General features: G+C 36.3%; 17 protein-coding genes and 1 pseudogene. 15 read left to right on the top strand and 3 right to left on the bottom strand.

Going from position 1 to position 23128, the window contains the following annotated elements:
- The first annotated feature begins 133 nt into the window (after nt 1–133).
- The 3 genes from JFV29_RS12650 to JFV29_RS12640 all read left to right on the top strand — a co-directional run bounded on the left by JFV29_RS12650 (nt 134) and on the right by JFV29_RS12640 (nt 4008).
- Nucleotides 134–2122: an oxidoreductase gene (locus tag JFV29_RS12650; protein ID WP_201184031.1), complete on the top strand. Its 1989-nt coding sequence runs from the start codon at nt 134–136 to the stop codon at nt 2120–2122.
- 201 nt (nt 2123–2323) lie between these two features.
- The gene (locus tag JFV29_RS12645) at nt 2324–2986 is read left to right on the top strand and encodes a DUF5710 domain-containing protein (RefSeq protein WP_201249279.1); all 663 of its coding nucleotides are present in this window, start codon (nt 2324–2326) and stop codon (nt 2984–2986) included.
- A gap of 644 nt (nt 2987–3630) precedes the next feature.
- Nucleotides 3631–4008, top strand: coding sequence for a hypothetical protein (locus JFV29_RS12640; RefSeq protein ID WP_207205138.1), 378 nt, complete (start codon nt 3631–3633; stop codon nt 4006–4008).
- Between the two features lie 815 nt (nt 4009–4823).
- On the opposite strand, the gene JFV29_RS12635 is transcribed toward JFV29_RS12640, so the two are convergent.
- Nucleotides 4824–6383, bottom strand: a complete 1560-nt coding sequence (locus JFV29_RS12635; protein ID WP_201184022.1) for a PucR family transcriptional regulator — start codon at nt 6381–6383, stop codon at nt 4824–4826.
- Between the two features lie 159 nt (nt 6384–6542).
- On the opposite strand from JFV29_RS12635, the gene JFV29_RS12630 reads away from it, so the two are divergent.
- The 6 genes from JFV29_RS12630 (at nt 6543) to JFV29_RS12605 (ending at nt 13229) form a co-directional block, all read left to right on the top strand.
- Complete coding sequence (locus tag JFV29_RS12630; RefSeq protein ID WP_201184019.1) at nt 6543–7910, top strand: aspartate aminotransferase family protein; 1368 nt, start codon at nt 6543–6545, stop codon at nt 7908–7910.
- Complete coding sequence (locus tag JFV29_RS12625) at nt 7891–8589, top strand: CoA transferase subunit A (protein WP_201184016.1); 699 nt, start codon at nt 7891–7893, stop codon at nt 8587–8589. Before JFV29_RS12630 ends, JFV29_RS12625 begins: the two co-directional genes overlap by 20 nt.
- Nucleotides 8574–9233 (top strand): 3-oxoacid CoA-transferase subunit B, encoded by a 660-nt coding sequence (locus JFV29_RS12620; protein WP_201184013.1) that lies wholly within the window; start codon nt 8574–8576, stop codon nt 9231–9233. Before JFV29_RS12625 ends, JFV29_RS12620 begins: the two co-directional genes overlap by 16 nt.
- A 10-nt stretch (nt 9234–9243) precedes the next feature.
- A complete protein-coding gene (locus JFV29_RS12615; RefSeq protein WP_201184010.1) occupies nt 9244–10425 on the top strand; it encodes a thiolase family protein in 1182 nt (393 codons plus the stop codon).
- 24 nt (nt 10426–10449) lie between these two features.
- Complete coding sequence (locus JFV29_RS12610) at nt 10450–11724, top strand: peptidase (RefSeq protein ID WP_201184007.1); 1275 nt, start codon at nt 10450–10452, stop codon at nt 11722–11724.
- A gap of 62 nt (nt 11725–11786) precedes the next feature.
- Nucleotides 11787–13229, top strand: a complete 1443-nt coding sequence (locus JFV29_RS12605) for an amino acid permease (RefSeq protein WP_201184004.1) — start codon at nt 11787–11789, stop codon at nt 13227–13229.
- A 218-nt stretch (nt 13230–13447) separates the two neighbouring features.
- Here the strand turns inward: JFV29_RS12605 and JFV29_RS12600 are convergent, their stop codons facing one another.
- On the bottom strand, nt 13448–14131 hold the full coding sequence (locus JFV29_RS12600; protein WP_201184001.1) for an IS6 family transposase: 684 nt from the start codon (nt 14129–14131) through the stop codon (nt 13448–13450).
- Nucleotides 14132–14242: 111 nt separating this feature from the next.
- On the opposite strand from JFV29_RS12600, the pseudogene JFV29_RS30405 reads away from it, so the two are divergent.
- The 5 genes and pseudogenes from JFV29_RS30405 to JFV29_RS31035 all read left to right on the top strand — a co-directional run.
- Nucleotides 14243–14725, top strand: a pseudogene (locus JFV29_RS30405) (recombinase family protein); the annotation flags it as partial.
- 441 nt (nt 14726–15166) lie between these two features.
- On the top strand, nt 15167–16162 hold the full coding sequence (locus JFV29_RS12590; RefSeq protein ID WP_201183998.1) for an ornithine cyclodeaminase family protein: 996 nt from the start codon (nt 15167–15169) through the stop codon (nt 16160–16162).
- Nucleotides 16163–16720: 558 nt separating this feature from the next.
- Nucleotides 16721–18184: a Na+/H+ antiporter NhaC gene (nhaC, locus tag JFV29_RS12585; RefSeq protein WP_056520393.1), complete on the top strand. Its 1464-nt coding sequence runs from the start codon at nt 16721–16723 to the stop codon at nt 18182–18184.
- A gap of 182 nt (nt 18185–18366) precedes the next feature.
- A complete protein-coding gene (locus JFV29_RS12580; RefSeq protein ID WP_201183995.1) occupies nt 18367–19572 on the top strand; it encodes a sugar diacid recognition domain-containing protein in 1206 nt (401 codons plus the stop codon).
- A gap of 506 nt (nt 19573–20078) precedes the next feature.
- The gene (locus JFV29_RS31035; RefSeq protein WP_274606942.1) at nt 20079–20207 is read left to right on the top strand and encodes a hypothetical protein; all 129 of its coding nucleotides are present in this window, start codon (nt 20079–20081) and stop codon (nt 20205–20207) included.
- Nucleotides 20208–20630: 423 nt separating this feature from the next.
- Here the strand turns inward: JFV29_RS31035 and JFV29_RS12575 are convergent, their stop codons facing one another.
- Entirely contained in the window at nt 20631–21551 is a 921-nt protein-coding gene (locus tag JFV29_RS12575) for an AraC family transcriptional regulator (RefSeq protein ID WP_201183992.1), read from the bottom strand.
- A gap of 476 nt (nt 21552–22027) precedes the next feature.
- Between JFV29_RS12575 and JFV29_RS12570 the strand changes: the two genes are divergently transcribed.
- Complete coding sequence (locus JFV29_RS12570) at nt 22028–23068, top strand: Gfo/Idh/MocA family oxidoreductase (RefSeq protein WP_201183989.1); 1041 nt, start codon at nt 22028–22030, stop codon at nt 23066–23068.
- Nucleotides 23069–23128: the final 60 nt, after the last annotated feature.

Genomic DNA, 23128 nt, shown 5'->3' with positions numbered 1-23128 from the left:
CCTCTTTCATTAACTATCCCTTACAAAAAATTGTTGTTGTTTGATGGAAAAGTACTGGAATTCAAAAAGTATATTTGTTGGTAAATGTTTTCTGTTATCACCATAATCACTTATACAGGAAGGAGAAAATCGCATGACAAATTTTAAGAACCTATTCAGTAGTATTGAAATTGGGAAAATAGAACTTAAAAATAGAATTATGATTACTGCTCATCAAACAAATCATGTAGTTGATGGTATACCTACATCAGAAATGACGGCCTACCATGTTGCCCGTGCTAAAGGTGGTGTAGGTCTTATTATTCTTGAAGCCGCTGCAGTGCATAAATCTGGAATGCTGACGGGGCAAACCATTGCGGGATACGACAAAAAAATAATACCCGCTTATTCAGAAATTGTAGAACAAGTACATAACTATGGAACAAAAGTATTTGTTCAGCTTTTTCACGGAGGAAGAGAAGTGATAGCGAAAGATTATCGTAATCCTGCATGGGCTCCATCCGCAGAACCCAGTTTGCGATTTGGTGCTATGCCTAGACCTATGAGTCTTGAGGATATTGAAGAAGTTATTGAAGGGTTTGCTTTATCTGCTAAATTAGCTAAAGAATCCGGACTTGACGGGGTAGAAATTGCTTGCTCACACGGGTATTTACCCTCACAATTCTGGTCTAGCCATACCAATCACCGAACGGATCAATACGGTGGATCTTTTGAGAATCGTATGAGGTTTACTATAGAACTTTTGGAACGTATTTGGAAAGAGGTAGGTAAAGATTTTACGGTAGGAATAAGGATGAGTGCAGACGAAATGACTTTGGATGGTACTACTGTAGCAGACGCAGTCAAGATTGTTGAATATTTGGTAGAAAGAGTTCAGCTTGATTTTATAGATGTTACATCTGGAGACTCAAGTACCTATTCAGGTTCAACTCATATTGCACCAGCTTCGCCTATGAAGCATGCTTATAATGCTCCTCATGCGTTTAAGATTCGGATGGCAGGGGCAGTTCCCGTTTTTGTTGGAACTCGGGTAATTGATCCTGTTGAAGCTGAGCAAATTGTAGCTACAGGTAAAGCCGATGTAGTAGGGATGACTAGGGCTTTGATTGTCGATCCAGAAATGCCCAACAAGGCCAAAAGGGGAGAAGTTAATTCTATCGACGCTTGCATAGGATGTCTTCAAGCCTGTATTGGCCATTATCATAAAGGACTTACTATAGGTTGTGTACAGAATCCAATGGCTGGGAAAGAGCAGGAATTACTGCCGCTTAAACAGCATTCAAGAATAAAGCAACGTGTGGTCATAGTAGGGGCAGGACCTGCGGGTTTGCACGCTGCATTAACCGCAGATTCACAAGGACACGAAGTTATTTTGGTTGATCAATGCAAGGAAATTGGTGGGCTACTACAAACTATGCGTCGAGCCCCAATGCGACAAGAATTAGCGGAAACAATGATAGATAATTATTCTCGCAAGTTAGCAACGAGTAAAATAGATATACGGATGGAGCAAAAAGTTAACTATGAGTACCTAACTGAGTTAAAACCTGATGCCATTATCTGTGCAGTGGGGTCAAGACCTTACTTGCCGCATGTAGAAGGAGTAAAGGATCCTAGAGTCATAAAAGTTGATAATCTTTTCAGTAGGAATCCAAAGACGGTGGGACAACGGGTATTGGTCTTTGATTTTGGTGGTGATTGGGCAGGAATAGAAGCAGCTTTATTCTTAAAAGAAAAAGGTAATGATGTAACGCTAATCACTGCTAAGCTACACATCGGTCAAGAGATTCATCAGTATCTTCGTAATGAGTATTTAAAGAAACTGTATCAATTAAATGTAATTCTCAAGCCGCACTATGATTTTGGGGGCATTAATAATGACAAAGTTATTATAAGAAATCTATTCTCTCATGATATAGAAGAGATAGAAGACTGGGATACTATCGTCTTATCCCTTGGCCGTGTTCCCAATGTTGAGCTCTACGAGCAAGTTAAAGGCGTGGCTCCTTTTGTACATCAGATTGGAGATTGCTTGGCACCCCGTACTTTGGAAGAAGCAACTTACGAGGGGATGATGTCAGGTTTAAATTTAGGTGTTATGCTCCCTGAAATTAAAGTATAAGGGAAAAAGAAACCTTTACGTTCATTAAAATACCACATACCCATCAAGCTAAGGATAATCATTATCCTGATATGCAGATTTCATTGGAAAATTTTCTTCTTAGCGAAGAAGATGATGATTTATATTTGTTATTTAAAGTCGTTGCATTAGAGCATTAGATATTTTAATTAATTTAGATTACAAGGGTAAAAGGAGGCTATCATGGCCAGGATAAACCTCAAAGTGCCATTTAAAGACAAAGATATTGCCAAAAGCCTCGGAGCAAAATGGGATAAAGATAAAAAAGTCTGGTATACCTCTTATGGTGGAGAGACACAAAGGTTTTACAAATGGCTTCTCCCGATAAAAGAAGAGGATATTGATTTGAAAGCGGATTATTTTTATATCGCCGAAACAGCTAGACAATGCTGGGAATGCAAAAGAAAAACAAAAGTCTTTTGCTTTTTATTAGAATCATATTGTTTTATCGATGCAGAATCAGAATTTGACGAAAGTGAAAACTGGAAGTCTTTCTGGATTGAGGAAGATTATCCTAGTTTTATTTCAGAAGTAACAAGGCTCAACGAGAAAGCGCAGCTGGCAATGTTAAATCATACCGAGAGGTTCAGGGCTTCAAAAAGTGAGTATATCGCGAATCATTGCGATCATTGCGATGCTTTACAAGGGGATTTCTATTTGCATGAGGAGCCAGGTATTGCCTTTTGTCCTGTAAATGAAAAAGAGATTAAAAGAATAAAGCTTTATAAAGTAGATGAGCCTTTTGAAGCTGCAGGTTGTCATTCATGGAGTTCTATTTTTGAAGATTATGATGTAATAAATATTTGTTTGCAAAAACCTCGTAAAGGCTGGTTTTGGGGGAAGTGAAAGGTATTTTAATTATTTCTCCCTACGTTTATCAAGCAGCTCTGCAGCCTTCATAGCTTTTTCCTATATAAAAGGGAAGTGTCAGAAGATGTATGCCCAAGCTGTGACATGATTAAGGATCTCCACCTGTCTGTTCCGCTAAATTCGTAGCATAGGTATGTCGATTAGAAAGGGGAAGAGGCTCCCCCTATAGAGTTTAATAAAAACAAATTCATTTTCATCATCCTTCCCTTTATAACACTTATTTCGAATGTGCAAATAACCTTTTAGATTGTGAAGGGAGGAAGGGGCCAAAAGGAAAGAAAGGCAAAAACTCAGATTATGGGGCGGCGTTCTTCGGGATTGCCGTTCCCTTTTATTATATTGTGGCGTCGGGGTTTCGGCTATGCTTATGGAAAGAAGGGGAAATAAGCATGAGAAAATGTAGAAAATGCGGCGAAGAAAAACCGCTTGAAGACTTTAGGGAATTAAGTGCTTCAAAGGACGGAAAAAATCCACGGTGCAAACCATGTGTGCGTGACAGGTAAAACACACGGAACAAACTGAAACACGTTCAACAATACAATATCAACAAAGCACATAAACGCCGTGCAATCGAAAAAGCACTTCCGCAAGACGTGACAGCGGACAAATGGAAGGCAATCATGAAACGCTTCGGGAATCGCTGCTTTTTGACGGGTTCAACGAATGTAAGTTTTAAACACGTAATATCGTTCGCCACTGGACACGGCGGTCATATTGTCGCAAATCTCCTTCCAATGGATAAAGCGTTGAATCTATCCCGCCAAGACAAGAACTTCGGGGAATGGTTCAATACTCTTGAGGCAACAATTGAAATGCACGACGCATTTGACGAAGCCTTCGAATATTTGGCGGAATTGAACGGATTGACCGTTGACCTTTTTGAGGAATACGTCTACTATTGCGACGCATATCGCCGCACGGAAGAAGAAATCAAAGCCGACCCACGTCCAAGCGTTGAAATATTCAAGGAATGGAAAGAAGCGGGGGGCGTGATATGAAAGGAAATAATATAATAACAATAGTTTGTTACGGCGTTCTAATGCGGAACGCTGTTTTTATTGTATATAAAAAGCCGCCATAAATGACGACTTCACATTCTACCACGTTAAAAGAAATCTATCGTGAACTTCTTCATTTTCCATTACTTGACCCGCACGTTGTAATATGGCTCAAACCCTTCCACGAGGAGCGAGTAGCTCGAGCAAAGTCCAGTATTTTAAAGGATTTAGAGGATAAAGAAAGAAATTTCATCTGTCACCCTCTCTTCTTATCTAAAGAACGCTTTAAAATAGGCTTTTCCTCATTTTAATCAATCGTTTGATTAAATTTGAACTCCGACTCCTCAACAGTTACATTCACTTTGTGAATTAGCGACCTTTGTTTTCCCTTTTTCTTTTTAGAAATATAAGTTAAAAGGAGATACAGGAAGTTAAAAGAAAAACTAACTAATAATTATTCGGTAAGTGGTGATGGTTAGGAAAAATAATTCTCCTAGTAAAATACATACTATAGGTTTAGTCGGAAGTGGAAAGAAAACATTAGCCCGAAATTTATTTTCTCTCCTACTGATGATTGGGAACCTTGAGCTTGTGAAAACTTCGCTTTTTGTCCTATTCGGCTCCATTCTTCTGCCAATTTGCTTTAAGGGAACCTTTTTAAATTGGCGTTTTCAACCTAACTAACCGGAAGTTTATTAATCTAATGCATTTAGCCATTCCTCCCCCTTTATTAATTTAAAAGTCGAAAATCAAAAATTATGAGTCGGGGGATACAGTAATAAGGAAAAGTGAAAGGTTGTTAAATCCGTTCCACTTTACTGAATTTGAATGCATTTTAATAATTTATATGCCAAAATAGCTAAGTATAACTTTATGCCATTATCATAATTGTTTAGGTCTAATCCAGTTTTTTTCTGTATCTGTTCTAACCTATATTTCAGTGTATGGCGATGAATATATAGCTCACTTGCTGTTTTTTTAATACTTTGATTGAAAAAAAGATAAGCTTCAAGTGTAGTAATGAGGTCTACACCTTTTGAATCAAATAGATTACCAAGGTATTTTTGGTAAAACTCCTCTAAATCTACCCCTGACTCTTTCATTTCAATGAGTAATTGATATATGCCAAAATCGTTATAATGGACTATAGATTTTGGTTTAAAGAGAATTTGGGAAAATCGTGCTGCTTGCTCAGATTCAGCAGCACTTTTGTGTAATTGATAAATGTCGGCAGTTGTATTACCAATACCTATTGCTATTGGTTCATTTGATAATGTTAAATTCCAACTATTTAAGAGGTTCTCAGCTAATTCTAAAATATTTACTCCAGGTTTTGCTTCCGCCAAAATAATGACACTATCGGATTTTGTCCTCATGAGGTAAGGGATTTTTGACTTTCCCATAGTGTATTGAATAATTTCGGTTAACTCATTGTATTTTTCCTTAATGTTCTCCTCTTTCAATAATGGAAAATAAATGTATAAGATACTTTGCGGATTTGAAAGGTCTACTCCTAGTTTACGTCCTCTCTCGATCATATCTTTATTATTTGGGATTATAGGATTTAATATTTCTTCTAGGAAGTCACTAGTGAGCCGCAATTGGGTCTCCTCTACTGCTTTTCTCCGCAAAAATTCAATGGCATATACAGTAGTAGCATGCTCAATTGCGATTGAATCTAATTCTTCCGATAACCTTTTTTCCTTTATAATGAGTACACTTCCGTAAGTATTTTTATTAGCTATAATAGGTTGACTACTAATTTTGTAGTTATCGGTTTGTTTTTCATATAGATTTTTTAAATTGTTAATATCAATAAAGTCATGTTTTATGTAGGAACTTATTATTTCATCTTGTGCTATAAGGATTACACTTGCATCAATTATTTCATGAAGGGTTTTTGTAATAGGATCAAATCCGTGTTGTTCTAATACAAGCCGTGTAAAATCCTGATGGATTCGTAGTGAATATTCAAATGTTTGGCTTTGTTTGTTAACAATTTGTACCAGTAGTTCTTTTGTAATCATAGAAAAATTTATGTTTGCAGGAATTTCAATTAAAGGTAAGGCAAATTCGTTTGCGATAGTAATAAATGATTTTGGAATTTCCTTTAGATAAAATCCTGTATATATAGCTATTCCAGATAGTTTTCCGATGGATAAAAGCTTTTCAAATTCCTTACGTTTCTCCGTATTTTCTCCTAATCCGAATCCTGTTGTGATCAAAAACTCTCCATCTTGTAAACGATAGATATCTTCAATTACCTCCACAATAGTTACCCATTTGATCCAATTTTGTAACCCCTTTTTTCCAGCCGTTAATTTTGTTTGTTTCATAATAGGTAGTTGCAACGCTTCATAAATCCGAATAGCCATAGAAAGCCCCCTAGTGATTAAACTTAGATTATCCTATCATCCATTATACGCGGTGTATAATGGAACCTCTATTTTTTCATACGTTTGTCAAATTGTTATTTGTCAGAAATTTTAATAAAGTTTTAGTATACTCTTATAATTCCAAGGGAGATGTAACGGATGAAGGAACGAGATTATTTAATTAAACCGGTATTAGGTCAGCAATATCCAATAGCTGCATCTGCAAAAGGCATATATATATATGATCAGGATGGTAAGAAATATATTGATGGGTCGTCTGGAGCTGTAACGGTAAGTATTGGACACCGTGTACAGGAGGTTATCGACGAAACCCTTGCACAGGCAGAAAAAATTTCATTTTCTTATAGATCACAATTTACCAATGAACCAGCTGAAAAACTAGCAGAAAAATTGAGTCAATTGGCTCCTGGAGACCTTAATTGGTCATTCTTTGTAAATAGTGGTTCAGAAGCGACCGAGACAGCGATGAAGATTGCTATACAATACTGGCAAGAAAAAGGACAATCACAAAAAGATCGCATTATATCTAGGTGGACTAGTTATCATGGAATTACAATGGGAGCATTATCTATGTCAGGACATGTATTAAGAAGACAGAGGTTTTCATCGATGTTAGCTGATTATCCTTCAGTGTCTGCCCCATACACTTATCGTCGACCTGATAATTTAACTGAAGAGGAATGGGGTCTTCTTTGTGCCCAAGAACTTGAAACGGAGATTAGGCGTATTGGGGAAGAACGTGTTGCTGCATTTATTGCCGAGCCAATTATAGGTGCTTCTGGGGGGGCTATCATGCCACCAGCTAATTACTATCAAAAAATCAAAGAGATTTGTGAGCGTTGTAACGTCCTATTTATTGCAGATGAGGTAATGACCGGAATTGGACGTACTGGGAAGATGTTTGCAATAGAGCATTGGAATGTTACACCTGACCTTATTACTCTAGGAAAAGGAATGAGTTCAGGGTACACCCCAATGGCAGCTACTCTAGTCAGTGATAAAGTTATGGAACCTATATTAAATGGATCTAAGTCTATTATAGGAGGCCATACTTATAGTGCTAATCCGCAATCTGCAGCAGTTGCACTAAAGGTTATTAAATACGTTGAGAAACATCAATTGGTAGAAAAAGCAGAAGAACAAGGTATATATCTTATGAGTAAATTGAAACCGCTTTTAGAGTCTTACGAAATGATTGGGGACGTAAGAGGAAAGGGCCTTTTAATTGGAATGGAGTTTGTAGCAGACCGAGAAAAGAAAAACCCTTATCCACCTGAATTAAATGTAACAAATAGGGTAATTAAACAAGCTTTTGAAAAAGGGTTACTTGTTTATCCAGCGTCAGGAGCTATTAATGGGATGGGGGATGCTATTATCATTTCGCCACCTTTGGTTATTACAAAAGATGAAATTGATAGTTTAGTAGATATTTTAGAAGAGGCAATTTATGAAGTACAATGTGAACTCAGTATGGAGGGGAAGATAAATGCTGCTGTCCAAGTCTAAACAAGGAAAGGTAAGTACTTTAGAGGCAGCCCTTCAAAGAATTTATGACGGATGCTCCTTAATGTACGGGGGATTTGGTGGTATTGGTACTCCCCCTACAATTGTAGAAGGGATATTAAATAAAGGATGTAAAGATTTAAGCTTAATAGGTAATGACGCAGGTTTCCCGGACGTTGGGGTTGGGAGATTGGTTAGTTCAGGAAGGGTGAAGAAACTAATTACTTCTCATATTGGTTCCAACCCAATAGCCGGTCAATTAATGAACAAGGGGGAAATGGAAGTAACATTTTCTCCACAAGGAACGTTGATTGAACGTATTCGGGCCGGTGGTATGGGGTTAGGTGGTATTTTATCCGATGTGGGATTAGCCACCGTTGCAGAGGAAGGAAAGACACATATTACTGTAAATGGTCAGGAATATTTGATCGAAACAGCATTAACTGCTGAAGTGTCTATAATCCATGCTTCAAAGGCTGATTATCTTGGAAATCTCGTATTTGAAAAAAGCGCACGTAATTTTAACCCATTAGTTGCTATGGCGGGGGATTTTACGATAGTTGAAGCAGATGAGATTGTTCAAGTTGGTGAACTTGATCCAGAATCGATTATAACCCCTGGAATCTTTGTGGATATGGTAATTCCAAGTGAAGGAGTGAATTGGAAATGGGTTTGGGAGTAGAAGATCGCCACCGTATCGCTAAGCGCGCTGCCCAAGAAATAGATAATGGAATGATTGTTAATCTTGGAATAGGGATTCCTACATTAATTGCTGATTATATCCCATCAGGTATTTCTGTTCAATTCCATGCCGAAAATGGAGTATTAGGCACTGGCCCGACACCAAAAAGGAGTAATATTAACCCCAATTTATGTAATGCCGGTGGTTATCCGTGTTCTGTAGTACAAGGGGCTTCCTTTTTTGATAGTGCTACTGCATTTGGCATAATCCGGCGAGGCCGTTTAGATCTTACCATTTTAGGAGCCCTTGAAGTAAGCGAAGAAGGTGACTTGGCCAATTGGATTGTTCCTGGAAAACTTGTCCCTGGTATGGGTGGGGCGATGGAGTTGGCTCAAAAGTCAAAAAAGGTAATTGTACTGATGAACCATACAAATAAACAAGGTAAATCAAAAATTCTGAAGGAATGTGCATTACCACTTACCGCCAAAGGCTGTGTTAGTTTGATCATCACTGAAATGGCTGTGATTGAGGTAACGCCACAAGGATTAGAGTTAAAAGAAGTTATGGAACCTTACACAGTGGAAGATGTAATTAAACATACAGATGCACAATTGAAAATACTTAAAACCGCTGAAAAAATTTAGGAGTGAAGTAATGGAAGATGCCGTCATCGTTGCAGGAGTTCGTACTGGAGTGGGTGCATTTGGAAAGTCACTTAAAAGTGCTTCCGCCACTGAAATGGGAAGACAAATATTGGTAGGTTTAATGGGTAAGACCACTCTTACCAAAGAGGATGTAAATGAAGTAATATTTGGACATGGATATGTACATGGTGGAGGATTAAATTCAGCTAGAATATCATCACAATTAGCTGGATTCCCAACAAGTGTTCCAGGACATGTTGTAATCAAGGCATGTGGTTCAAGTTTAAAAGCAATTACTAACGCGGCCTTAACGATTAAGGCCGGTCAAGAAGAGGTGGTAATTGCAGGTGGGGTAGAGAATATGAGTCAGGTCCCTTATTTAGTTAAAAATAGATGGGGGACAAAGTTTGGGAACCTTGAAATGGAAGATGCCCTATTAACTGATGGTTTAATTTGCTCGTTGGAAAATGAACATATGGGTTTGACGGCAGAGCGCTTAACGCAAATTTACAGTATTTCCCGCGAGGAACAAGATGAATTTGCCTTTGATAGCCATAAAAAGGCAGCTCAGGCTATTGAAAATCATTATTTTGAAGAGGAAATTTTACCTGTACAGGTCCAAGGGATGAAAGAATCTTACTTTTTCAGGACAGATGAGTCTGTACGATCGGATATTCAGCTAGATAAATTAATAAATCTTCCACCAGTTTTTAAAACAGATGGGTCAATCTCAGCTGGGAATGCGTGCCCTATGAACGATGGTGCAGCAGCAGTATTAATGATGTCACAAAAGAAAGCTTTACAAAAAAGTATAAAACCTTTGTTAAAAGTGAAAGCGTTTTCTAGTGCTGGTGTGGAACCAGGTATTATGGGAATTGGACCTGTTCCTGCAACAAAAAAGGCACTAAAGTTAGCCGGATTAACTTTAGATGATATTGGTTTGATTGAGCTTAATGAAGCCTTTGCTGCACAGGCATTAGCTGTTATTAAAGAACTAGAGTTAGACTATTCAAAAGTAAATGTTAATGGTGGAGCTATTGCGTTGGGGCATCCAGTTGGAGCAACTGGTGCTAAGCTAACCGTTAGTTTAATGAATGAAATGTTACGTACCAAAACAAAGTATGGAATGGTGACGCTATGTATGGCCGGTGGAATGGGGCTTACCGTCATATATGAAAATCTAACACTATAACGCATTAAAGCGAGGTGAACTGTATTGCAATTAATCACAGAGCAAATTCAAACATGGTTAAAAGAGCATTATGAAGAAGGTACAGAATTATTACAGCGACTTGTACAATCTCCTAGTATTTCTGAAAATGAGTCAAAAGCGCAATCAATAATCACTGAGGTATTGTCGAATATGGGGTTAAAGGTGGATGCCTGGGAGCCAAGTGGAAAAGAATTAACCGAAAGCCCCTACTTTTGCTCGTCAAGGGATGATTTTACAGGAAGTCCAAATGTTGTAGGTGTTCTACCCGGAACAGGTGGTGGCCGTTCTATAATCCTAAATGGACATATTGATGTTGTGCCTGAAGGTGATCATGAACAATGGACAGATGATCCCTATAGTGGAGCAATTAAGGAAGGAAAAATGTATGGTCGTGGTGTTACGGATATGAAAGGTGGGCTAGTCTCATTTCTTTTATCCTTACAAGCCATTCAACAACTCGATATTAAGCTTAGAGGCGACGTTATTTTTCAGAGTGTTATAGAAGAAGAGAGTGGTGGAACAGGGACCTTATCTACTATTCTAAAAGGCTATAAAGCTGATGCTGCACTAATCACTGAACCTACTAATATGAGGATTTTTCCTAAACAGCAAGGATCTATGTGGTTTAGGATCTTTGTCAAAGGACGATCAGCCCACGGGGGAACACGATATGAGGGAGTAAGCGCTTTTGATAAAGCAATGATACTAGTGGAGCAAATCAGGGCTTTGGAATCTACACGGAATCAACGTATTAATGATCCTCTTTACGAGCAAACCCCTATCCCAATTCCTATTAATATCGGAGTTGTTTCAGGAGGAAACTGGCCATCTTCAGTACCTGATTTGCTAAAAATAGAGGGAAGAATGGGTGTAGCACCTAACGAGAAGGTAGAAGATGCACAACATGAAATGGAGGATTGTCTACAACAATTATCAATCCTAGACCCATGGTTTAAGGATAACCCTCCTGGCTTAGAATGGTTTGGTGCTCGATGGCTGCCAGGGGAAATTGATCTTGAACATGATTTGATGAATACGTTAGTTCATCAATATAGAGAAACTACTGGTGAAGAACCAGTGATAGAGGCTTCTCCTTGGGGAACTGATGGGGGATTACTTACAGAAGTAGGGAAAATTCCAACAGTTATATTTGGACCAGGGAAAACGGAAATGGCACACTTCCCAGATGAGTATATTGAATTGGATAAAGTTTTTAAATCTGCAGAAATTATTGCATTAACGATAATTCAGTGGTGTAGTATCAAGGACAATATTTGAATTAAAGGAAATGCCATAATTAGTTCATGCATCAAATGACTGATTTTATTTAGGAGGGTGTTATGGCTGAATTAGATAATGAACAAGGTCTGAAAAGGGTAATGAAAAGTCGCCATTTATTTATGATTGCTTTAGGTGGCGTAATCGGTGCAGGGTTTTTCAACGCTTCAGGTTTTACGATTAGTCAGTCAGGCCCTATAGGCGCAGTTTTAGCCTATATGATGGGCGGACTTATTATGTATTTAGTTATGCTGTGCTTAGGGGAATTGACTGTAGAGATGCCAGTATCTGGATCTTTTCAAACTTATGCGACTAAATATATTCATCCATCGACAGGCTTTACAGTTGGGTGGATTTATTGGATTGGGTGGTCTTCAACCGTAGCGTATGAAATTATCATTATAGGTTCGCTGATGCAAAGATGGTTCCCGGATATTTCTCCATGGATCTGGTCGTTAATTGCAGGAATTGTACTATTTTCTGTTAATGCCCTTTCTGCGCGCAGCTTTGCAGAAACAGAATTCTGGTTCGCGAGTATTAAGGTAACCGCTATAATCTCGTTTATCTTAATTGGGTTAGCCGCTATTTTCGGTATTGTACCAATTGAGGGTGAATCAGCAGCTCCTTATTTTACGCACTTAACAGAATTTGGCTCCTTCCCTAATGGATTATTTGCAGTAGTTATTGCTATGATGGCTGTTAATTATTCGTTAGGTGGCACGGAACTTGTAGGAATTGCTTCTGGTGAAAGTGAAAATCCAGAGAAGACAATCCCGAAGGCTATAAACCAAACTGCATATCGAATTATATTATTCTTCGTTTTGTCAATAATTATCGTTGTTTCTATAGTACCTTGGCAACAAATCCAGCCAGATGCTAGCCCGTTTGTTACTGCTCTAGATAACATCGGTATACCATATGCAGCCGATATTATGAACTTTGTAATTATTACCTCATTACTATCTGTTGCTAACTCTGGTCTTTATACCACAACTAGGATGTTATACTCTCTTTCTAGTTCTAAGATGGCACCAAGATCCTTTCAAAAGTTAACAAAAAAAGGTGTGCCTTTACTTGCTTTAACGGCTAGTATGGGGATCTCCTGTGTGTCTATTCTTGTTTCAAAAGTAGCAGCTGAAACTATTTATACCTGGATTCTTTCTGTGGCAGGAATGGCATCCATGTTGGCTTGGATGAGTATTGCGGCATCTCAGTATTTTTTCCGCAGACGATATGTAGCTGAAGGTGGAAAAGTTAGTGATCTAAAATTCCGGACCCCACTTTACCCTTTAGTTCCTATCTTGGCATTTGTCTTTAATCTGGTTGTATTAATTAGTTTAGTGTTTGACGAAGGAACTAAGTTGACTATATATATTGGTGTTCCAGTAGCCATTGCTTTTCATTTAATATATATTTTATTTTTGCAAAAACGCGGAAAGAAAGATGTTGTTGAGTCATCGGTTCAAGAGGATTATGAAAATGCGCGTTTAATTAATAAAAGTTAAACACAAAAAGTGAACAATAAATAACAGATTATATGGTTCTGGTGAAAATAGGGATGCTAAAAAGCATCCCTATTCAGGCTGTAGAAAGGGTTTCTTGTCAGCTTTATATAGCCTGCAGTTGCTAACCTATTTTTCTATCTTTCACTGAACATTTTGGGTTCTGGTGCAAATATGACCTGTTAGAAACATAGAATCTCAATCTCCTTTTCATCTATGAATTATGAGGGTACTCCAAATAATTTATGTATGAATTCAATCTCGCCTTGGACAGACTTCACCCCTTGTTGAAGTTGTTCTTTTTTTAGCATATGTATCACTTCCACTCCACAGATGATCTGTTTGGCTGTTTGAAACGTTTTTAATCCTAGCATAGAACGGACTCGCTTCTTTATAAAGCGATGATCTTGCTCCACTATGTTATTCAAGTACTTCTGTTGTCTAAGTTGCATACCATCAGGTATGCTTTTCTCTTTTTTCAACTCTTCAATTGCTATAGGATAAGCCGGATTCTTATCGACCGTCATGACACGAGGCTTAGAAACATGAAAAGACCGCAAAGCTTTTTTGTCTCTTGTTTTACTGAGATAAAAATCAATCGTGTTTCCTTTGGAATCCACTGCACGATACAGATACATCCATTGACCTTTTACTTTGATATACGTTTCATCGACTCTCCAGGAGTCATTTGTTGGCTTAAGATGACGCCGTACCCTTTCATCTAATTCCGGTCCATATTGATGAACCCAACGCATAACCGTTGTGTGAGCCATCGATAAGCCGCGTTCTTCCATCATCTCCACTACATTACGAAAGCTCAAGTTGTACCGCAGGTACCACCTCACTGTTAACAAAATTATGTCAGGCTGATAATGTTTCCACTTGAATAAATTTTGATTTTCCATACTATCACGCACCTTTTTTAAGATTAATAGTATCAGTATGTCCAAGATTTAGAGATTAATTGCTATTATTGAAGTTTTTGCACCAGAACCGAAAATGAAGGATGCCAAAAGCTTTTTGTTGAAAAAGTAACCGGAACAAGTACAAAACAAAGAGCCCAACTTTATGAAGCTATTGAATTTGCACGAATAGGAGATACATTAGTAGTAACTAAAATAGATCGTTTAGCTCGTTCTATTATGGACTTAAATAAGATAGTTCATGAATTAGCTGAAAAAGGAGTTAATGTAAGATTTGTAAAGGAGGATATGAAATTTGATGGTTCAAACGAAGGAAATAGCTTACAAACACTGCTTTTTAATATTTTAGGTTCATTCGCACAATTTGAACGTGATCTTATAGTAGAAAGAACAACAGAAGGCCGGGAGAGAGCAAAAAGGCAAGGGAAACATATGGGAAGACCAGGTCAAGATGAAAAAACTTTAAAACGAGCTATCAAGCTATATAATGAACGTGAAACAAACGGAATGAGTGTGAATGACATTGTAAAAGCTACAGGAGTTCCACGTTCAACGATATATGCAAAAATTAAGTAATATTAAAAAACATCTAGAATTGATAAATGGAGGTTTTGGACCGGGCGTTTTTTGCCTGGTTTTTTATTTTGGGGCATAATCGCCGGTATGTTTGATGATCTTCCAGCAGATCCACCATGCCAGATAAAGGTCTGAACACAGTACTGAAATGAAAAAAGTAGACTAAGTGTAATCTATAAAAAGAACGGGGACATTTCCCCGTAATTCCCTTGTATTTCTACTAAAACTCTTGATTCATATACAGATCCCTTTCAGATACACATTTTTTGTTAATTAAGGAATAACAAAAAGGAGTGTCAAATTATCTTTGTCTGTGCCGAACGCACAAAAATAGTGCTTTTACAGAATAATGTTTTGTGTATTTTCAATAGTGATTAAATTCAAACTATTTACTATACTAAATTTGACTACAGAAAAAGAATATAATATAGGAGGAACAAGATGGAAAAAGTAACGTTTAGGTATTTATCACAAGAAGATGTAGTAAAGACAGCAGTTCCATATGAAAAAGTAATCGAACTTGTGGAGACTGCAATGGTCTCGAAGGGAAAAAATATGGTAGAATGTCCGCCTAAACCTGGCATACACACAAGAGAAAATACATTTCTTCATGCTATGCCAGCTTTTTTAATTGATCAGGATATATGTGGAATGAAGTGGGTTTGTGGATATCCAGAAAATCACAAACGTAATTTACCACAGATTGCGGGAATTCTAGTTTATAATGATGAAATTACAGGAATGCCTCTTTCAATCATGGATTGTAGATGGATTACTGCAGTAAGAACAGCAGCTGTAAGTGCCGTGACCGCTAAATATTGCAAACCAAATAAAGCTGAAACACTATCTATTATAGGAGCTGGCGTTCAAGGAACTATTCATACACTCATGTTAAAAATTGTTGCTGCAGAGATTAAAAAAGTTTGTGTATACGATGTTAGACAGGAATCCATTAATCAATTTAAAGAAAAAATAACTCAAAAATTAGATATTGAAGTTGTAGAAGCTAATAATCCCGAAGAAGCAGCACGTCTTGGAGACATATTAGTAACTGCAACACAGCGAGTAGATAAACCTATCGTAAAAAGAGAATGGTTAAAGAAAGGCTCTTTAGGCATTGCTCTTGAAGCTGGCCGTGCTTGGGAAGGATCTGCTATTTTAAATGCAGATCGCTATATTACAGACGATTGGGAACTAGCTAAATCTTATGAGAAGCAAGGGGCATTCCCTGACGGTTTACCTGAACTACATAGCACTTTAGGTAAAATTGTAATTGGAGAAGAACCAGGACGAGAAAGTGCCAATGATATTATCCTTGCTATTAATGAGGGAATGGCAATCTCGGATATTATATTAGCTAGAGAAATTTATAACAGAGCTTTGGAATATAATATAGGAATTGAACTTCCGTTAATGGAAAGTGAAAATATTTTTTAAATATAATTTTTTTCATTTTATTGGAAGCGCTTCACTTTATGGCTTTATAACACAGTATTTATCTGATTAATCTATTCATATTATCCAATTAGACTATTAGCTGCATAGACCTGTCATACTTCACTAAGAGAATTTAATACATTAAATAGTTGAAAACATAATGTTAACTACATTAAAAACTTCAAATTCTTCAAACTTCCTATGGTTAATCAGGGTAATAAGCAGTCCATTTTTTCTTTAGCTCATATTATACTAATGTTTTTGATATTTCTAATTGATGATAATCTATTTAGATTTTCAAACATTCATATATTATATGAGCCATAAACACAGCAGAAATTCTTTAATAATAGATTTGTGCTGTTTTCAACATTTTTTAAGAGACACCACCACGTGAAAAAACAAGGACTTCATAATAAATTTCTGAATGCTATCAATAATTACGTAAGTGTATAGCGTTCTTCTATAAGAAGTATACAACTATCGTGAGTTAATCTAATCGTAAAGCATAGTTTTTACCAGAACTCAAAATAAATTTCATGGAAAGTGAGGGGGATTATGGAGAAAAGACAAGCAACATTTACTGAAGCAATTTTGGGACTGTTTTTTATGGTGTTCTTTGTGTTTGTTGGCTATCTAGTATTCGGTCTTAGAGTTGAACTTATGATGATTGCAGCTGCTAGCTTTGCCGGTATTTTAGCCTATCGATTAGGGTATAGTTGGCATGACATGGAACAAGCAATTTCTAATCGTATTACTAGAGCAACTCCAGCGATATTAATTATTTGGGTCATAGGTATCGTAATTGCTACTCTTATTTTTAGCGGATCGATTCCAATGCTAATTTATTATGGAATAAAGATTGTAAATCCAGATTATGTCCTTATTTCAGCATTTTTAATCTGTATAGTCTTCTCTACCGTTACAGGTAGTTCTTGGGCATCTGCTGGAACAGCAGGTGTAGCATTTATGGGTATTGCAACTGCTTTAGATGTTCCATTATACCTTACAGCGGCAGCTATCATATGTGGTGCAACTTTCGGAGATAAATTATCACCTTTATCTGAATCGACAAATTTAGCATCAGCATGTGTCGGAACCAATTTATATGATCACATTAAATCATTGCTTTGGACAACTTTTCCAGCAACATTAATAGCATTTTTCGTGTTCTTTATTGCAGGTAATAACTTAAACATTGAATCTCAAGGTTTATCAAGAGAAGCACTTTCTTTACTAGTAGACCTAGATAATATGTTTAAGTGGAATATCATGTTGCTAATACCATTTGTTGTGATTTTATTAGGATCTATTACTAAAAAACCTCCTGTTCCAACCATGTTATTAAGTTGTTTGTCTGCTATTATTATTGGAGTAGCATATCAAGGATTCTCACTTCAAGATGGTGTCCTATCAGCTTTAAGAGGATTTAATTCTACGATGATTCCTGGTATTACTTCTGAGAATTTATCTAAAAGTACTTTGACTCTGCTAAATCGCGGAGGCATGGTATCAATGGTGGGCGTGGTCATTATTATCTATTGTGGATATGCTTATGCAGCGATTATGAGTAAAGCAGGATTTATTGAAACTGCTATCCGGCCCTTATCCAGCCGAGTAAAGAATCGAGGACCAGTAATGATTGTTGCCTTATTCGCTAGTTTGATACTACTAGTATTTTCTGGCACTTCTTATACCGTACATATCATGATTCCAGAAATGTTCAAAAAAGCTTTTTTGAAAGCTGGAATGGGCCCTCTAACACTTTCAAGAAGCATTGAAGATGTCGGAACTATGATGGCTCCTCTGGTTCCATGGGGAAGTTCAGGTGCTTTTTATGTAAGTACTTTAGGCGTTACAATTTTTGGTGCAGGAGGCTATGCTCTTTGGACTGTTACAGCATATATCACGCCAATAATTGCAATAATTTTCGCATATACAGGCATAGGTATTTATAAATTAAGTAAAGAACAAATTGATGAGGCTCTTGTGGAATACGATAATCAACAAAAAGCACTCTAACACTAAACCTTAGAAGAAGTTTCCAATATCCATTGGAACTTCTTCTTTTTTAATGTAAACAGAAAAACCTGTATTAAATGTTAGTATAACAACAAAATATTAACTTTTTACATAATAAAATTGAAAAATAAGATAATATAATAATTATCTTGATAAACAAATATTCAGAAATGGAGAAAGAGATGTTAAAGAAAATTGCACAAGAATTGGCTACTTCAGTCGGCAAAGCTACAGAATGTGAAGTGGCAATTATTGACAAGGAATCCATTATTATAGGATCTAGTGACTTATCACGAATTGGTTTATTTAATGAGGGCTCAGTTGAAGTTATCCGTACAGGAAAACCTCTTCTCCACAAAAGAGAATATATTAAACACATGATTAATACCAAACCTGGACACTGTTTTCCAATATTTTTTCAAAATGATGTTATCGGTGCTGTAGGCATTGTAGGAGTAAAAGAAGAGGTACGGAAATACACTCAACTAGTTCAAAGCTTAGCCGAATATTTTATGAAAACTACATTGATTCAATTAGACCGTCTTTCGTCTTTTTATGCACACAACCAATTGATTAAGAATATCACTACGTTAGATACTGTAAATGGAAGTGAAGAACTACTCATAAGAAAAGGATTTGAAATAGGTATTGACTTAAGGCCACCACATATTTGTATAGCTTTAGATATAATTAATGTAAAAAAACAGATTGAAAATGAAATATTTAATGAAGTTAAAGAAAGCCCTGAATTAGGTTTACAACTTAAGAATGAAAAAATACTTTCGCTTGTAAAACAGGTATTCTATCATCAAAACGATATTTGTGCATCTATTACAGATGATAAAGTTCTTATTTTACATGTTCTAGATTATCATCCAGAAGATAAACATATTAGAAAGCTAACACAAAGTAAATGTACTACATTAATCAAACTATTAAAAAAAGAAGGTGTAACAGTACTATGTGGTATTAGCAATATTTCACATAATATATCTAGCTTGAATTCTGCATGCGAATTAGCATGGTTATCATTAGAAGTAGGCATGCGTCTACGAGAATTAAAAAACGAAAATATTTTTTTTGCTGAAGACTACTTTATTGAAACTGTTTTAATCAGTAATAAAGAAAAATATATGAATTGGCATCAAGCGAGATTACTTATAAACCTCTTAAATCAGCCAGATTCCACGGAAATTTTACGTACTATTCGCATCTGGGTTGAGAGTGGTTTCAAAGTTTCTAAAGCAGCAGATTTACTTTTTATTCACCGCAATACATTAATATATAGGCTCAATAAAATAGAAGAACTTTCTGGTCTGGATATGAATGATCCTAAAAAAGTAATCAATTTATACTTAGTGGTTCTGCGGCATGAATTACTAAAATAAATATCTTTATAGTCTTGGTGACAGGGTTTCTGCTATGATCCGCAAAGTAGTTTACTGTATATGGAAAACAGGCAAGATTTCTTTGCTGATTATTACTAAAAACTACGGTTTTTGGCAATATAACAAGCTACCTTTTTAGTAACATAGCTTCGCTTGTTATACGAGATCATAGTCCCAACCAGCCTAATCATGTTTCTACAAGTAGGGGGCGAACTGTTTAACTGACGGGGTCCAAGCCCCACGGGCAGGTACGTTCTACCCCGACTACCGTTAGCATAAGCACAACAAAATGGGGCTAAAGGTGAAAGCAGTTTGCAGTATGTAAGAAAGTCAAATAAGTCCGATATAAAGGGTCGGACTTAGAAATTATTGTGAGTTTACATAGAGATTTCTTGAAACAACCGATGCTTGAGTTCAAAAATAGGGTTGCTGCGGCAACCTTTTTCTTATGGCACTAACGGGGCAGGATAATTGTATAAGATTTAAAAACACAAAAGGGGTAAAATATGCTTTTTCATATTATTATTGGATTTATCCTCCCTTGGATTGTAGTGGTATATTTATTTAGAAATCAGAAGAAGTTGTTTATTACTTTTTATCCGATTGGTGTGGCTGTAGCCTCTTTTAATAAATGATATTGGATTTAACTATTTTTAGAAGATGGATAAAAATTTTCCGGAATTAAACCCTCAATTCCCTATAATCTAGGTCTTTATCCTATTCTGTGCTGTTTATTTATTTGTAGTATTCATTAAAAAAATGTCTACTTTAATTACTTTTTTAGTCTTTACCTTTGGTACAAGTTTTTTGGAACTTTTAATTGTATTACTAGGTAAATTAGAATACCGGGATGAATAACCGAAAAAGATTACTCAACCAAGTGGATTTTCGGAGAAGAATTTTTGTGGACAAGCTTAAAGTAAATGAAATAGTTCTTGAACTAATAGGTGCTTTAGTAGAAACATACCAAACCGGCTGCCTCAAAAGTCATTTTCATTGATGGCAGCTTTTCAATAGATTAATTGGAATTATATTGACCTTTTTTTACAGGAGAACCGTTATTCTCTTGATAATGCCGTCTTTATCGGCTTTTGATAGTGATTCTTTTTCTCTTTTCTAAATTTAAGAGGGGATAGCCCCATAATTGAACGAAAAGTACGGCTAAAATGTCCGGCTGAAGAAAAGGGCAATTTGTAACTAATCATTTCAATTGAAAGATCTGTTTCTAATAAGAGATGTCTTGCTTCTCGTATTCTAATCCTTATAAGATAATCTGAAGGCGACATTCCATACGTTTTTTTAAAACATTGACTTAAATAAGCTCGATGTAAATTCAGATCTTTTGCTAAATCCTCTATTTTTATTTTTTTACTTAAGTTATTTTCCAGCCAGTTAGCTACTTCGTGAGCAATCCTAATTTGGGATGGCGGTATATTAGTATCTTGAAGACGTTCTGTCGAGAGAAAATGTTGTGCTAGTACACTAATTAATTCTATAACCTTTGCATGTAGGCGAAGGGTGTTGACAACAGAATGAATATTTTCTAGATAATCTTCCTGCACTAAGTTAGGTGTTTTTTTTTGTGGTTTTATATTAAACTCTTCTATCAAATTTGAAACCCAACGTGAAATCGACCCATGATGAACGATTTCATCTGCACAAATCATTGGATCCTTTACTAGTTGAAAAACAGATTGTACTTCTTTCACCTCTATATCAAAGTGAAAGACTAGGTATTGCGTAGGGATACGTGCAAACGAGTGATGATACATACCGGATTTAACGATGATCGCGTTACCCGGTTTCAAAAGGTATACTTCCCCATTAACCCATTGTTCTAGTTCTCCAGAGATACAATAGATAAATTCAAAATATGTATGCCGATGCTTTGGAAATGACCAACCTTTTTCAACTAGATCCAATTGAATATCCATGATTCGTAAAGCGCTATATAATGATGAAAGATTATAGTGATTCATGAATTTCCTCCGTTTCTGTATTGAATTTTAATTATTGGTAAGAAAAAGGTATCTAGAATCTCTCTACATGAATAAAACAAATATATCATAAATTTTCTATCTATAATCTTACAATTATGCAAAAACGTCTTACAGGAAAGTATGTTTCTTAGTATTTAAAAATGATAACCTAATATTAGAAAATTCAAACTTATCAAATAATTATTTTATTAATTTTAATAAGTTATTGAATTTTATTATAGGTGAGTTTGGGATGAAACTATCGGAGGTGTAGGTTAGATCAAAAGGATATCTCGTTTAAAATAAAATATTCTAAATTTTAAAATGAAAGCCTTTCATTAGGCGGATTTTGTGGCGGTGTTTTATGGTGTTAATTCCAAGTAAATACATTTATTTATTCGGAATAAAAGAATAAATGAATGATCTAGAGTATGTACAGATTTTCATAAATTACAAATGAAAGGGAAGATTAAATAATGGTAGAGAATATTCGTCTTGCGGTTATAGGGTTAGGTCGGCTAGGTACTATCCATGCAGAAAACCTTGCCAATCATATTAATGGTGGGAATTTGGTATGTGTAGTAGATCCATTGGATGGTCGAGCAGAGCATGCAGCAAAAGAATTAGGAGTAGAACGATGGGCAAAAGACCCGAATGAAGCGTTTGAGGACCCAGATATTGACGGAGTGATTATCGCAACACCCACAAGTACACATGCTGAAATGGTAAAATTAGCTGCAATAAATAAGAAACATATCTTTGTGGAGAAACCAATTACCCAAACATTAGATGAAACAACAGATGTTATTCGAGTTATTAAAGAGAATAATGTGCTCTGTCAAGTAGGATTTATGAGGAGATTTCACCCTACTTTCGTAGAGGCGAAAAAGCGAATTAAAGCAGGAGAAATAGGTAAACCGATCTATTTTAAGGGATTCACAAGGGATAATCCTCCCGGTAAATATGATATTTCTCCTTCAATTGAATTCATGAAAAACAGCGGCGGTATCTTTTTAGATCTTGCTATACATGATTATGATATAGCGAGATATCTTATGGGAGCTGAAGTTACCTCCGTATTAGCAACTGGCACTATTGTCATGAACTCTTTTATGGAAGAGTACAATGATGTCGATCAAGCCATCACTTATATGGAATTTGCTTCTGGAGCATCTGGTGATATTGAGTCTAGTCGGAATTCACCTTATGGTTTTGATATAGGATGTGAAGTTATTGGAACGGAAGGAGCTATTCAAATACCTTCGATTCGCGAAAAGGAAATCACGATATTAAATGCTGTTGGTAAACACGAGCCTGGCCCTATATTTCCACCATCCTTAATAGAGGCTTTTCGAATGGAACTTAATGATTTTGTATTTTCTATTATTAAGAAACAGCGTTCGTCATGCGATGAGAAGGACGGGAAAGCAGCATTAGAAATTGCGGTAGCTGCTACTGAATCTCACAAAACAGGTAAAACAGTAAAATTAAATCCTCTTAGTCTTGCAAATAATTAAGATTTTTTACTAGATAAAATTAAAGCGCTTACGATTTGGCTTTATCTAATTATGTACTTG

The sequence above is a fragment of the Peribacillus sp. TH16 genome, from assembly GCF_016651095.1.
GTDB lineage: Bacteria > Bacillota > Bacilli > Bacillales > DSM-1321 > Peribacillus > Peribacillus butanolivorans.
Note: the sequence above shows the minus strand (reverse complement) of the source record. Positions and strands in the feature narration are given on the sequence as shown.

Coding starts and splice junctions, on each gene's coding strand:
- JFV29_RS12600 (WP_201184001.1), bottom strand. CDS start 14,131: ATGGAAAATCAAAATTTATTCAAGTGGAAACATTATCAGCCTGACATA.
- JFV29_RS31035 (WP_274606942.1), top strand. CDS start 20,079: ATGCTTTTTCATATTATTATTGGATTTATCCTCCCTTGGATTGTAGTG.
- JFV29_RS12590 (WP_201183998.1), top strand. CDS start 15,167: ATGGAAAAAGTAACGTTTAGGTATTTATCACAAGAAGATGTAGTAAAG.
- JFV29_RS12625 (WP_201184016.1), top strand. CDS start 7,891: ATGCTGCTGTCCAAGTCTAAACAAGGAAAGGTAAGTACTTTAGAGGCA.
- JFV29_RS12640 (WP_207205138.1), top strand. CDS start 3,631: ATGAAACGCTTCGGGAATCGCTGCTTTTTGACGGGTTCAACGAATGTA.
- JFV29_RS12635 (WP_201184022.1), bottom strand. CDS start 6,383: ATGGCTATTCGGATTTATGAAGCGTTGCAACTACCTATTATGAAACAA.
- JFV29_RS12630 (WP_201184019.1), top strand. CDS start 6,543: ATGAAGGAACGAGATTATTTAATTAAACCGGTATTAGGTCAGCAATAT.
- JFV29_RS12650 (WP_201184031.1), top strand. CDS start 134: ATGACAAATTTTAAGAACCTATTCAGTAGTATTGAAATTGGGAAAATA.
- JFV29_RS12575 (WP_201183992.1), bottom strand. CDS start 21,551: ATGAATCACTATAATCTTTCATCATTATATAGCGCTTTACGAATCATG.
- JFV29_RS12615 (WP_201184010.1), top strand. CDS start 9,244: ATGGAAGATGCCGTCATCGTTGCAGGAGTTCGTACTGGAGTGGGTGCA.
- JFV29_RS12645 (WP_201249279.1), top strand. CDS start 2,324: ATGGCCAGGATAAACCTCAAAGTGCCATTTAAAGACAAAGATATTGCC.
- JFV29_RS12620 (WP_201184013.1), top strand. CDS start 8,574: ATGGGTTTGGGAGTAGAAGATCGCCACCGTATCGCTAAGCGCGCTGCC.
- nhaC (WP_056520393.1), top strand. CDS start 16,721: ATGGAGAAAAGACAAGCAACATTTACTGAAGCAATTTTGGGACTGTTT.
- JFV29_RS12580 (WP_201183995.1), top strand. CDS start 18,367: ATGTTAAAGAAAATTGCACAAGAATTGGCTACTTCAGTCGGCAAAGCT.
- JFV29_RS12570 (WP_201183989.1), top strand. CDS start 22,028: ATGGTAGAGAATATTCGTCTTGCGGTTATAGGGTTAGGTCGGCTAGGT.
- JFV29_RS12605 (WP_201184004.1), top strand. CDS start 11,787: ATGGCTGAATTAGATAATGAACAAGGTCTGAAAAGGGTAATGAAAAGT.